The sequence below is a fragment of the Dysgonomonas sp. 216 genome, assembly GCF_010501065.1.
In the GTDB taxonomy this organism is placed as follows: Bacteria; Bacteroidota; Bacteroidia; order Bacteroidales; family Dysgonomonadaceae; genus QVMM01.
Genome location: NZ_QVMM01000005.1, coordinates 45,335 through 59,105, shown reverse-complemented (window position 1 = coordinate 59,105; position 13,771 = coordinate 45,335). Strand labels below are relative to the sequence as shown.

The following is a 13,771-nucleotide window of genomic DNA, read 5'->3' as shown; positions in this document are numbered from 1 at the left end:
ATAAAAAACATTTTTTTACTTAAGGTTATGTTATTGTTTATTTATTAGCTAAGTAAAAAAAGTATTCTTCTCATAACTATAGATAAATGAGGGCATCTTATTCTGGTTTCAGGACTACACCCTGCTTCTTTTTTCCGTTTATTTTAATTACTATTGGCTTACTGAAGCGTATATGGCGCAAATATTTTGTTTCTTGTACTACCTCTTGTTTGTTTAAGTATTCTTCGTCGAAAGTTCCGTCATTTTTGAGATAGGAATTTATTGTAAAATAGCCTACTCCAAACGATGTGAGATTCTGGAAGAAATGTGTTCCCTGACTAGGTTCGATACGGTAATTTTCTAATCCCGATTCAACTAACAAGCGGGCATTACTTATATGGGGCCATTTTACCGGTATTCCCAGCCATGTGTCGCTACTACCCCAACGTCCGGGACCAACCAAAACATATCCTTTACCTGTGTCGGAGAATTGTTTATTCAGCTTTTCTATATCATAGGCAACCAATTGGTTGGTTGATGCCGAAAACCCTTCTGTTTTTACATAAATAATATCGTACACATCGTCAATAACTCCGTTTCCTAAGGCATTAACAGATGTTAGTATGGTATCCTTGGGTTCGATGAGCGAGAGGTCTTCGTTCATCACTTCCTTATTTTGTACAATAGGACGTATTTGCAGTAAATAGAATGCACCTTCCTCTTTGTTTTTTATGTTTGCTGCAAATTCTATCTCAATAGCACGTCCCATTTCTTCCTGTCCTATTTTTAAACACATTTGTAATACTTCGGCTAAAGGAAATAAATCGTGCTGTAAGATATTCGCAAATGAGATAATTTTGCGTCCACCCGGATAAAACCCTTCGTTTATAACCTGGTCGTAAGGATCGTATGTTGATGATATATATCGTATCGAATCGTCTTCTTCTGCGTCTTTTAGGTTGAGATCGAGCAAGTTAAAAGAATCGTTTATGGAGAATTCGCTGTTAATGTCATTTAAATCCAAAGCATAAAATTTGCGCTGGGTTTCTCTTAGGGCAAAATCCAGAGTGCTTAATTGTAGAATATTTCGGGGATGGTGGGGCGAAAAACGCAACGTAACACCTCCATCAACAATATATTTACCTAAGCCTAAGGCCATGTTAACAATACCTTCTTCTGTTTTTTCATCTCCTATTGGGTAAAAGTTAAGAGAACGTGCAACACCCGATATTGTTGGATAAAAATGTGTGCCATATTTGCTACCAACTACTTCCTGCAAAACAATAGCCATTTTTTCCTGATCGATAAGGTTTTGTGTTGCAGTCATATAGGCTTTACTATCGGCGTAGAATACAGATGCATATACAGCCTTTATAGCATCGTTCAGCAAGCGTAACATTTCGGTTTTATCGTCCAGATCGGGAATCATATAGGTTGAATATACTCCGGCAAATGGTTGATAATAAGAGTCTTCAAGTAGGCTGGATGAACGTATGGCTAAAGGGCTTTTTGTGGCTTCGAAAAAAGTAAGAAAGTCTTCGTTCAGATGTTCGGGCAGTTCGGCTTTGAGGAAATGTTTTAGTATTTCTTCGTCCGGACTGTCGGAAAGAGCAATGGGATAAAGATTGTTACTTTCCATAAATACATCGAAAATATCAGTACAAAGAACTACTGTTTTAGGGATAATAACAGGGAACGAAGTACTTTCATTTAATTCCATGTGGGTTTTCACAAGGTTTCCCATAAATGCAAGTCCACGGCCTTTTCCACCCAACGAACCTTTTCCGATGCGGGCAAAATTGGAAAATTCGTCGAACCTTTCTTTCTCGAAAACAGCAATAACTCCCGAATTTTTCATTTTTCGGTAAGCAACAATGTTGGCTTTTATTATTTTGCGGGCAATATCGAGGTCGAAATCGTCAACATCAATCTTTTTCAAAGCTTCGGCTATTGGGAATAATGCCCGCGAATAGAGGAAGCGCGAAAAATGATTGTGCGACATATGATATCTTAACGACTTGTCGGGGATATCCATTATTGTTTTTTGCAGATCTTTCAGATTCCTGATTCTGAATAGTTCTTCTCTGGTATCAGGGTCTATTATAATAAAGTCGCCAAACCCAAATTTATCCATTATGGCTTTTCTTAGGTCAAGAGGATAGCTTTTTGAATTTTTATCAATAAATATTGAGTTGAGCTTTTCGGCGTAAATTTTATTCTCTTTTTCGGACGAGTTAAACAGTACCGGCAGATATTTATCTTGCTGTTTTATCCATTTTGCCAGTTCGTATCCCGCAAGTTTTTCCTTTACTCCATTATGGTTAAAGCTCATATCGGTAACAACCCCAAGCATGTTCTTTTTATATTTCGAGTATATTTCTGCGGCTTCTTCGTAAGTGCGCGCCATCATTATTTTAGGACGTCCACGCATGCGCAGCATTGTCTGGTGCTCGTTCAATGCTTCTTTCGAAAACTCTTTCGATTCTTCGAGTATGATTTTGAACAGAGAAGGCAATGCCGCCGAATAAAACCTAACAGAGTCTTCGACCAATAATATTATTTGCACACCAACCGACTCGGTGTCGTGCTCTACATTCATCGAGTCTTCAATCAGTTTTATTATAGCCAGAAGCAGATTTGAATTACCGAGCCAGCTGAATACATAATCGGCAAACGACATGTCTTCGGTTGATAATCGTTTCGATACTTCTTTAGCAAACGGAGTAAGTACTACCATCGGAATTTCACCAAAACGATATTTAATGTTTCGTGCCGGAGCAAAAATATCGTCATCGTCCATGTTGGGCATGTATATAATCAGTTCATAGTGATTTTCCTGAAGTTTTTCGAAAGCTTCTTCTTCGCTCGACACCTGTGTGAAGCGTGGAGCGTAACGTAGGTTTAGCGAAGTGTATTCGTCAAATATTTGTTCATCAACACGGCCATCGTCTTCCAGAATAAAAATGTCATATTTTGTTGCTATAAGCAGGATGTTGTATATCCTCTTTGTCATTAAATCGGCAAATGAGGTATCTTTAAATTGAAAATGTTTTATATCGGAAATCTGGCTGTTTGGCATAACTTGGGTTGTTAAAAATATATGACAACAAACTTACATAAAAAAACTGTTTTGGAATAAGGCGTATCTCATAAATTTATATATGGAAGTTCCGAAACTCGTCTGTGTTGTAATTTATTCTATCTTGGTAGGATTATACCTGTGCTCTGTTAGTCTATATCTCACAATTTTTGTAAAACCTGACAGGCTTTATAAAATGCAAGTGCGGGAGAATAGTGTAAGTGATATTTAATTTTATCTTTGCAGAATTACGGGAAATACAACAAATTAAATAGAACAGATTGAATATACTGACATGTTACAAAACGAGACGCTGAATTTCATTAGGGATTTAAAGGAAAACAATAATCGAGAATGGTTTGCCGAGAATAAAAACCGTTACCAACAAGCCCGGGCCGATTTCGAAATATTGGTGGCTCAGGTAATACAAGGGCTTGGAACTATAGACCCGCAGATAAAACACCTTGATCCGAAAAAATGTATATTCAGAATTTATCGCGATGTTCGTTTCTCGTCAGATAAATCACCCTATAAAACACACTTTGGTGCTGTTTTTCATCAACAAGGGCTCGATAAAACTTCGGGTTATTATTTGCATGTTTCGCCTGGCGAAAGTTTTGTGTCGAGCGGTCATTATATGCTTATGCCCGATCAGCTGAAGAAAATAAGGAAAGGAATATATGAGGACTTTGAAATGTTTAGTGAGATTCTGAACGAAAAACATTTTAAAGAAGAATTTGGGGATTTGTTTAAAGATGACGATATGCTTAAACGTGTGCCCAATGGCTTTGATAAGGATCATCCGGCTGCGGAATATATGAAACTGAAACATTTTTATGTTGTGAAAGATATTCCGGAAAAAAAGTTACACGAAAAAGAATTACTTGCTTATGTATTAGATGCGTATAAAAAGATGCGACCAATGAGCGAGTTCTTAAATGATTTACTGTTGGATTAATTATAATTGCTGAATAATAAAATGCAATCGGTTATAAATGATATAAAAAAAACACTGTCAGGAGTTTACTCCGAAGGCGAGGTAAACACGTTTATCCGTCTTATAGTCGAAAATGTTACAGGTAAACCATATCCGATTGCTCTTTTGGAAAAGCATCAGGTATGGGGGCGGGATAAAAAAGATTGGGTAAATAATGTGCTTTGGCGTTTGAGCAATAATGAACCTATACAGTATATATTGGGTAAAACTGAGTTTTTCGGGCTAAACTTTTTGGTAAACAAGCATGTGCTTATTCCTCGTCCTGAGACTGAAGAACTTATTGAGCTTATTCTGAATGATAATAAAGCAAGCGGGAATCTTCGTGTGCTGGATATTGGTACAGGAAGTGGTTGTATTGCTGTTTCTCTAAAAGTGAATCAAACAGGAAGTGTTGTTGAAGCGTGGGACATTTCGGTGCAAGCTTTGGATGTAGCGAAGCAAAATGCACAGGGCAATGACGCGGATGTGTTGTTTAAACAAGTGGATGTTTTAGGCGCATATCCTAAAACACAGCAATATGATGTTATAGTTAGTAATCCTCCATATGTACTTGATTCGGAGAGGTTTCAGATGGATGATAATGTTCTCTCTTACGAACCTCAATTAGCTCTTTTTGTGCCTGACGATGATGCTTTGCTGTTTTATCAACGTATTGCCGATGTTGCAGAAGATTTATTGAATACAGGAGGTGTGCTCTATTTCGAGATAAACGCGAAGAAAGGCTCAGAGACGGTTCTTATGTTGAAAGAGAAGGGTTTTTCTCAGGTTAAGTTGTTTAAAGACTTATCGGGGAATGATAGGATGGTAAGAGCAGTAAAACTGTAAGCAGAAAAAATGGCCGCTTCTCCCGAAGCAGCCATTTATCACCTTTAGAAAAAACTGGAATTAAAACACTTTAGAAAATGATGTTTATACCTAAGCGAACTTGGCTGAGGTCAAAGTCAAAACCATAAGTGTTTGTTTTTTTACCGCCGTCTTTCTCGTAAATGTATCCTAAAAAGCCATATTGTCCGGTAAGGGATACATTATCGGCAACATTAATTGCTACCCCTGGTCTGAATCCGACTTCGAGTTCGTGCGATTTGGTATCAAATAATTTGTTTTTGCTGTATGTGTATCCAACACCTCCATCAACAAACAAACCGCCAATGTTTCCTCTGAGAAATGAATAGCGTGCAAACGGATTTATCTTAAAACCGTCTTTCTTTTGTTTTTTACCCTCTGCAAGGTCTTCTTTGTGAAAATATCCTAATTTGATACCTATGCCTAAATTATCGTATAACATGTAACCTACTTCGGGTACAATGTTGTAGTTTGTAAGTGTGGGGCCATCTTTTTCGTCGCTCGACATAATTCCAACACTTCCTCCTGTCCAAATTTTACCAGTTTGAGCACTTACCATTGTTGTTAATCCACAAACCAAAGCCAGAGTAAAAATCATCTTTTTCATAACCTAAAACTTTTTAATTCAATAAAACTAATCTTCTTACTATAATAAAGAGCTCTTTTAATTATGATCACGTGACAAAGGTCTGACTTTCCTTAATGTCAAAAAAGCTCCATATTTCTGCAAAAATGTCCTAATGTTCGTATTTGTTTAATCTTGTTGAAAATTTGCTTCGAAAAAAGCTCCGACGTGTTGTGTGTTCTGTTCTATTCTTCTTATTTTTCAAATTAGGTGCTGTTAACCTATATAAAAAATCCTCCTAACGAGTAAAACTCGGTCAGGAGGATTCATGTATAATAAATAACTACTTAACTGCTTATTACAAACTATCGCCAAAATCTTCGTAGAATTTCTCCATAAGTCTTTTTGGCCAATCATCGACGGGTTCGAGTCCACCCATGAAGAACCTAAGTACCGGAGGCTCGTATACAAATTTCAGTCCGCCTATTAAATGTCGGTTGTCATATAACCATGTCATGCGGTCTTCTACATATTTAATTTGCGACAAGGTAAATACTCTGCGTGGAATAGCTAAGCGCAGGAGTTCCATATCGGCATAGGTTTCGTTTCCGTATTCATCTCTTTGGTTCGAAATAGAACCGCGCTCCATTCCTCTGATTCCGGATATAAGAAAGAATGCCGCAGCCAAAGATCCGGCAGGATACTGAGTTTGAGGTATGTGAGCACAAATTTCCATTGCATTAACATGACAGCCCAAAACTCCTGCGGGAGTAACTACAGGAATACCTTTTGTTTCGAATGCATTTACAAGATATTCGATAAACCGTGGGCTTTGGCATATCATTGTTTCGTCAAGTGTTTCATATAAACCAACAGCAATTGCTTCTATTTCGCGTACCGACATTCCTCCATAAGTAAGGAATCCTTCGAATAAGGGAATTAACGGTTCAAGTTCTTTGAATACTTTATGGTCGTTTGTACATATACCTCCTCCTCGCGAAGAGCTTAGTTTACGAGCCGAGAAGTATACTATGTCGGCCAAATCGGTCATTGTGAGAATAACTTCGGCCATAGTTGAGTTCTTGAACTCTTCTTCGCGTTGTTTTACCAACCATGCATTTTCGCCTAGCAAGCTGGCATCAAGAATTAACCGGATGTTATATTTGTCGGCAATTGCGCGTACACCTCGTAGGTTTTCTATCGAAAAAGGTTGTCCGCCTATCAGATTAGTCGAAGCCTCCATCCTTATATAAGGTATATTCGAAACACCGTGTTTCTGAATACACTCTTCCAGCTTTTCGAGGTTCATATTTCCTTTAAAGGGATGCTTGCTGTTTATTATATAAGCTTCATCATATAGCAACTCCTCTATTCTTCCTCCATACTGTGTTATATGGGCCATTGAGGTGGTAAAATGATAATTCATCGGAACAGTACTTCCCTTACGCACAAAAGCATTTGATATAATGTTTTCGGCAGCACGTCCCTGGTGTACAGGCAAAAGATATTTTTTGCCAAGTACATCTTCTACAGCTTTTTGATATCTTACAAAACTTTGCGAACCGGCATAAGCATCGTCGGCTATCATCATGGCTCCTAACTGGCGATCGCTCATCGCATTTGTGCCACTATCGGTAAGCATATCAAGGAAAACATCTTTAGTATCGAGCCTGAATGTATTAAATCCTGCTTCGTAAAGAGCTTCGAGCCTTCGTTCAATGGGAACAAGATGTAATTTTTGTACAATCCGAACTTTATGTAGTTCTAAAGGAATGTCTTCTCCTTTGTAGAATTTGATTTTTGCAGAATTATCGGCCATGGTTTAAAGTTATCTTTAAATGAGTTTGAAATAGTATTTTATCTGTATTGCAAAATAAGGCGCAATATAGAAATAAATATTCAAAAGTCAATATAATATGGGGTAAATATAGCTTTTTGCATCGAAAGTTGAGGGGTATTCTGTTCTTTTGTCAAAAAAGGAAGAATAAGGCTTTTATCTAAAATAAAATTGTTAACATTATTTAGTTTTTTAATGTTTTGTTGTTCGCTTTTTTATGTTCATATTTGCATTGTGAACAATCGTTCATTTTTTGTTTGATATGAAGTATAGCAGGGAGTATATATTAAGGCGTGCATTTGATGTTTTTATGGATAAGGGATACGATAGTACCTCCATATCTGTATTGCAAATAGAATTGAATATGTCGCGTGGAGCTATGTACCGATATTTCAAAAACAAAGAAGACTTGTTTACTTCGGTAATTGACCAATACTTTTTTAAGGTTTTTAATCGTTTTGCTCAAAGTTTGGATGAAGGGACAGCGGTTTCTGATTATATCGAGATTCTTAGACGTAAACAGAAGCCATTTATAATGGCCTTAACTAAATCCGGTATTACTCAAACTTCATTTCTTAATTATACTGCGCTTGCCATTCAGGCAGCAAAGCATTATCCTGATTTCCTGAAACGGCTGCAAGAGCTCGATCGCAGAATATTAAATAATTGGCGTAATGCACTGAGAGAGAGTATAGCTATTGGAGAGATAAAAGAGGATGTTAATATTGATGTTATGAGTCGAATCTTTTCCAGAGTAAGTACAAATGAATCGGTAGAAAATGATTTGGATTATGCTTTGGATGCTACAGCATTTGCCGAGAAGGTTCTGTTGAATGTAAAGATGAAAGATGAGATCATGAATTATTTATTTAATCTGATAAAAAAGTAATTTTTTTGTTAAAAAAATGAACAGTTGTTCACTTATGAGTGTTGAAATAGAGTTAGGTAAATAGATTGTTTAAATATTAGGATTGGACGACCATGAAAAAGAAAGTAGCGATATTAACACAAAAAGGAAGCTTGAGCAGAGATATACAAACCGATACTAAGGTGAATATATTCGATATTGAAAATGAAGAGGTTAGTGGGGTTGAGCAAATTGTTTTAGAGAATACAAGTAATAATTATTTTTCGTTGCTGATGGCCTTGAAAAAAGTAAGCATGGTGTATGTCGATTCGATAAATAGCGATTTAAAGAATATTCTTTTAAAAATAGGTATTACAACTAAATGTAAAGAAGATATAATTAACGATAAATTTATCAACGGATTTATCTTCGATTAAGTACAGGATTTATATAGATACAGGTTAGGTTTTAATTTATAAGGTAAAAAAGTGTTTTTAGGTTAGTTAAAGTATTGTTCTATTAAAATAGAACTAAGGATTATTTAGGTTATCAGTATTAGTGTTCCGGATGTTGATTCAAAGCCAGAAAAGGTGAGTCTGCATCCGGATTTTCTTTTTTATATAAGCCTAAAACCTTTTTCTTTTTAGGTTGTTAAATCTCTAAGGAGGTTGGTTATGCAAGTATTTGCCTTGTTTTTCCGGATCTTATTATAAGTTTTCAAAAATGTGATTATTTTTGCATTAGTTTACTAGACAACTAATTTTCTTTTAAAGACAAAATATATGAAGAAAAAGGTTTCTTTCCTGTTTTTCTCAGTTCTGCTGTCGATGGGAGTTTATTCCCAGCGATTTTTGACATTGGAGGATTGCCGGAATTTGGCAATAGAAAATAATAAAGCTCTGAAATTGGCAACAGAGCAAGAAAGGGTTGCTTATTATCAGAAAAAAGATGCACTTACTAAATACTTCCCCGATATATCGTTTCAGGGTGCATATTTGCGAAACGAAAAGAATTTGCAGTTAGTACCTTCATCGTTCACTGTACCCCAATTACCAACAATTCCGGGTGTAACATGGCCGATACCTCCCGGAACGGAAGTTCCTATGCCCGATGCAATTAGAAGTATAGGAGAAATTGATATTAAAAATATATGGGTAGGAGGTTTTAGTTTAACTCAGCCTCTGTTTATGGGTGGAAAAATTATAGCATACAACGATATAGAAAGTTATGCCGAAGAATTGGCAAAGTCTCAGAAAGATACTAAACTAAAAGATGTAATAGTTGAGACTGATAATGCTTATTGGCAAGTGGTTTCGTTGGCTACCAAAAAAGAGTTAGCCGATTCTTATGTCGATCTGTTGAAAAAAATGGAACGCGATATAACCCTGATGGAAAATGAAGGGGTTGCAACAAAGGCCGATGTGTTATCGGTAAATGTAAAGTTAAACGAGGCAGAGGTAACCCAAACAAAGGTTGAGAATGGTTTAAGTTTAAGCAAAATGCTGTTAAATCAGATTTGTGGTTTGGATATACAAGAAAAAATCAGCCTTAGAGATGAAAATATTAAAAACCTGAGTATTGATAGCGAAGACTCTTCGCTTCCTAATATAGAAGAAGCGATTGAAGGCCGAAGTGAAATAAAGAGTCTTGAATTAGCTCGAAAAATGTATAAGAAAAAAGAGAATATAGCATTCTCCGAGTTTTTGCCTCAAGTGGCTTTTACTGCTAATTATCTATGGACTAATCCCAGTGCATTCAATGGTTTGGAGAAGAAATTCGGAGGGATGTGGAATGTTGGAGTGGTTGTGAAAGTCCCGCTAAACTTTGTATCCAGCTCGTCGAAACTTAATGTAGCCAAGGCTCAAACCAATATGATGGGATATCAATTAGACGAAGCAAAAGAAAAAATAGAATTACAAATTAACCAATCGGCATACAAACTGAATGAGGCAAATAAAAAGCTGATAATGACCGAAAAGAATATGGAAAAAGCAGACGAGAACCTTCGTTATGCCAATGCAGGCTTCGAAGAAGGTGTTATTCCTGCATCCGATGCTTTGGCGGCTCATACAGCATGGATATCAGCACACTCGGAGTTTATAGATGCTCAAATAGATGTGAAACTTTGTAAAGTATATTTAGACAAAGCGTTGGGGCGTAATTTTTAATCATATTCAGATAGAAATAAATAGAACTAAAAATACATTCGATAAAAATGGAAACAACAAATAAGAAAACAGGATCGAAACTTATACCTATACTTGCATTTATACTGTTTATAGTATTGGTGGCATTTTACGGCTTCTTTTTCCTTGGGCACGACGATAATATAATACAAGGTGAAGCCGAGATAACCGAAGTACGTATATCGAGTAAAGTGCCGGGACGTATATCCCGATATTTTGTAGAAGAAGGAGACAAAGTGAAAAAAGGCGATACGCTTGCCGTGCTTAGTGCTCCGGATATCGAAGCTAAATTATCGCAGGCTACAGCTGCTGAGCAAGGTGCTGCTGCGCAAAATCAGAAGGCGATTAAAGGTGCACGGGCTGAGCAGATACAAGGTGCATACGAGATGTGGCAAAAGGCTATAGCCGGAGTGGATATCGCAAAAAAATCGTACGACCGGGTGCAACGCTTATATGATCAGGGTGTTATGACTGCTCAGAAGCGAGACGAAGCCGATGCAAACTATAAAGCGATGGTTGCTACCGAGAAGGCGGCTAAATCTCAGTACGATATGGCTAAAAACGGAGCAGAACTTGAAGATAAAATGGCGGCAGAGGCATTGTTGGAAAGAGCAAAAGGGGCAGTTGCCGAAGTTGGTTCTTATGTGAATGAAACTTATTTGATATCGCCTGTTGATGGAGAAGTCTCAGAAAAGTTTCCGAACGAAGGAGAGCTTGTTGGGTCGGGGGCACCGGTAATGAATGTTATGAAAACTTCTGACAAATGGGCTACATTTAATGTGCGCGAAGATCGGTTGTCGGGATTTGCGATAGATAAAAAAATTAAAGCGTTTGTTCCGGCTCTTGATAAAGAAGTGGAACTTAATGTGTATTATATTAAAGATTTGGGCTCTTATGCGGCGTGGAAGTCTACTAAAACAACAGGAAGCTATGACCGTAAAACATTTGAGGTGAGAGCCAGATTTACATCGGAGATTCCTGAAGTAAGACCCGGAATGTCACTTATAATTAAATAAGAAAATAGCGATGGCAGAAACCGGTATATGGGCAATTGTAAAACGGGAGTGGTTTCGTATTTCTACTTCTAAAATATGTATATGGGGCATAATTGTTGTTCCTCTGCTTATACTCATTGTCCTTATTCCGATGATGAATGAGGGATTGCCCACAAAAATACCTATTGCCGTTGTCGATATGGATAATACTACAACTTCGCGTCAGCTTATTCGTCAACTTGACGCTTTTCCGAAAACGGATATAAAGTTTAAGAGTCTATCTTTTCAGGAGGCCAGACAGCGAATGGAAAGGGCGGAGGTATATGCTGTACTTACCATTCCCCGCGAATTTTCGAAAAAAGCTATTTCCGGCAATCGTCCCAAACTGGTGTTTTATACTAATAATGCGTTTCTGATTTCAGGCTCTTTATTGTTTCAGGATTTAAAAACAATATCGGTACTGGCTTCGGCATCCGTTGGCTTACAGATGGCAGAAGCACAGGGGTATAGCGAAGGGCAAATTATGCCAGTTCTTCAACCAATAGCTGTAGAAGCACATCCTTTGGGTAATCCGTGGCTGAACTATTCGGTATATTTAAACAATACAATACTGCCCGGTATATTGCAACTATTGATATTAATGTTTACTATTTCGGCGTTAGGTTCGGAAGTAAAAGCAGGAACAGGACGTAAGCTTATGCAAATGGGCGATGGTTCGATTATTAAAGTAGTTGCCGGAAAGTTGTTACCTTATACGGTTATATTTTTTGTGATAGCTCTATTGTTTATGTCGGTTTTATACTATTATAACGGGTTTCCGCTGCATTCGGGTTTTTTGCCTATGGGTATTAATTATTTGTTTCTTATAATAAGCGCACAGGGTTTAGGGCTTATATTGTTAGGCATATTTAAAAATTATCGTTTAGCATTAAGTATTGCCAGCCTGTGGGGTATGGTCGCTTTTTCTATATCAGGCTTTTCGTTTCCTGTGTTGGGAATGGATTCGTGGTTGCAAGCGTTAAGTTATCTTTTTCCTTTAAGGCATTTCTTTCTGATTTATGTAGATCAGGCTCTGAATGGAATACCTGTCGGGTATTCGGCTTTTCATTATGCGGCCTTGTTAGGTTTTATGGCTGTTGCTTTCCTGTTTTATCCGCGGGTAAAGAAGTTTTTAACCGATAATGTATACGAAGGATGAGGGAATCAATTATCGACATATATCATGTGTGTATTAACGAGTTTAAAGTCGTATTTCGCGATCCGGCTGTAATCTTGTTATTCTTTATTGTACCATTGTCATATCCGCTTTTGTATAGCCTAATATATAACAATGAGGTGGTTCATGAAGCGAAGTTGGTTGTTGTTGACGGCTCGCATTCATCGTTGTCGCGCGAGTTTATCCGTAAGGTAGATGCTACGGGCGATGTTAAAGTCGTAGGAGTAGCAGCCGACATGGAAGAAGCACAGGAAGCCATGAGGCGGAAAGAAGTTTACGGCATACTTTATATTCCTTCCGACTTTTCGAAAAATATCAATACAGTGCAACAAACACAGGTAATGGTATATTCCGATATGAGCAGCCTGTTGTTCTACAAATCGTTCCTCTTGTCGGCAACGGAAGTTTCGCTCGATATGGGAGCAAATATAAGGGTTGCCGAAATGGGATATAGTACGCAAAATCAGGATGAGTCGACAATGCAGGCTATTGATTACGAATGGGTACCTTTTTATAATACACAAAACGGTTTTGCCAGTTTTCTTGTGCCGGCAATACTTATTCTTGTATTGCAACAAACACTGGTTTTGGGAATCGGAACGATAGTAGGTACACATAACGATAAGAAACGCTTTGCGATGGCCTCGTTCAGTAATGTGAATCGTAATATAAGGTCGGTAAACTTAACTATTGGTAAGGCAATGTGTTATTCAACACTTTACCTTGTTATATCGGTTTGGGTATTACGGGTTGTTCCTTATTTATTCAGGTTTCCACAGATAGGCGACCCGTTAACTATTCTGGCATTTCTAATACCTTATCTTTTGGCGGCGACCTTTTTTGCTATGACAATATCATATTTCTCGTCACAACGTGAGTTTATAATGCTCCTGTTTGTTTTTACAAGTATTCCATTTTTATTTATTTCCGGGATATCATGGCCTTGGACTGCTATTCCCGAACCACTGAAGGCGATAGGATATATGATTCCGTCTACACCGGCAATACATGCTTTTGTAAAAGTGAATACTATGGGTGCTACTCTGGCCGATATTAAAACCGAGTTTATAACACTTTGGATACATGCCGTTATTTACTGTGTTTTTGCGACTTTAATGTATAAGTGGTGGATTTCTAATTATGATCCGGCTTATACACGCCTAAAAAAGAATCAACCAGCCGATTTATAAAATATTGTAGTTCCCAATTTACCTATTGAAGTTTTGT

General features: G+C 37.5%; 11 protein-coding genes. 8 read left to right on the top strand and 3 right to left on the bottom strand.

What is annotated here, in order from left to right; all coding sequences use genetic code 11:
- Positions 1–97: 97 nt before the first annotated feature.
- Entirely contained in the window at positions 98–3,058 is a 2,961-nt protein-coding gene (locus tag D0T53_RS04480) for a PEP/pyruvate-binding domain-containing protein (RefSeq protein WP_163265504.1), read from the bottom strand.
- Positions 3,059–3,353: 295 nt separating this feature from the next.
- On the opposite strand from D0T53_RS04480, the gene D0T53_RS04475 reads away from it, so the two are divergent.
- Both D0T53_RS04475 and prmC read left to right on the top strand, forming a co-directional pair.
- Positions 3,354–4,016: a DUF2461 domain-containing protein gene (locus tag D0T53_RS04475; RefSeq protein ID WP_163265502.1), complete on the top strand. Its 663-nt coding sequence runs from the start codon at positions 3,354–3,356 to the stop codon at positions 4,014–4,016.
- Between the two features lie 21 nt (positions 4,017–4,037).
- A complete protein-coding gene (gene prmC / locus D0T53_RS04470) occupies positions 4,038–4,880 on the top strand; it encodes a peptide chain release factor N(5)-glutamine methyltransferase (RefSeq protein ID WP_163265500.1) in 843 nt (280 codons plus the stop codon).
- Positions 4,881–4,950: 70 nt separating this feature from the next.
- Here prmC and D0T53_RS04465 read toward each other — a convergent pair whose 3' ends face one another.
- Positions 4,951–5,505 carry an outer membrane beta-barrel protein gene (locus D0T53_RS04465; protein ID WP_163265499.1) on the bottom strand — a complete coding sequence of 185 codons (555 nt, stop codon included), beginning with the start codon at positions 5,503–5,505 and terminating at the stop codon, positions 4,951–4,953.
- A 316-nt stretch (positions 5,506–5,821) separates the two neighbouring features.
- Positions 5,822–7,282: a tryptophanase gene (locus D0T53_RS04460; RefSeq protein WP_163265498.1), complete on the bottom strand. Its 1,461-nt coding sequence runs from the start codon at positions 7,280–7,282 to the stop codon at positions 5,822–5,824.
- Between the two features lie 280 nt (positions 7,283–7,562).
- Between D0T53_RS04460 and D0T53_RS04455 the strand changes: the two genes are divergently transcribed.
- From D0T53_RS04455 to D0T53_RS04430, 6 genes are all read left to right on the top strand, one after another.
- On the top strand, positions 7,563–8,189 hold the full coding sequence (locus D0T53_RS04455) for a TetR/AcrR family transcriptional regulator (protein ID WP_163265496.1): 627 nt from the start codon (positions 7,563–7,565) through the stop codon (positions 8,187–8,189).
- A 92-nt stretch (positions 8,190–8,281) separates the two neighbouring features.
- On the top strand, positions 8,282–8,584 hold the full coding sequence (locus D0T53_RS04450) for a hypothetical protein (protein ID WP_163265494.1): 303 nt from the start codon (positions 8,282–8,284) through the stop codon (positions 8,582–8,584).
- Between the two features lie 345 nt (positions 8,585–8,929).
- A complete protein-coding gene (locus D0T53_RS04445; RefSeq protein ID WP_163265492.1) occupies positions 8,930–10,315 on the top strand; it encodes a TolC family protein in 1,386 nt (461 codons plus the stop codon).
- 47 nt (positions 10,316–10,362) lie between these two features.
- Entirely contained in the window at positions 10,363–11,349 is a 987-nt protein-coding gene (locus tag D0T53_RS04440) for an HlyD family secretion protein (protein WP_163265490.1), read from the top strand.
- A gap of 10 nt (positions 11,350–11,359) precedes the next feature.
- The gene (locus tag D0T53_RS04435) at positions 11,360–12,526 is read left to right on the top strand and encodes an ABC transporter permease (RefSeq protein WP_163265488.1); all 1,167 of its coding nucleotides are present in this window, start codon (positions 11,360–11,362) and stop codon (positions 12,524–12,526) included.
- A complete protein-coding gene (locus D0T53_RS04430) occupies positions 12,523–13,734 on the top strand; it encodes an ABC transporter permease (RefSeq protein WP_163265486.1) in 1,212 nt (403 codons plus the stop codon). Before D0T53_RS04435 ends, D0T53_RS04430 begins: the two co-directional genes overlap by 4 nt.
- Positions 13,735–13,771: the final 37 nt, after the last annotated feature.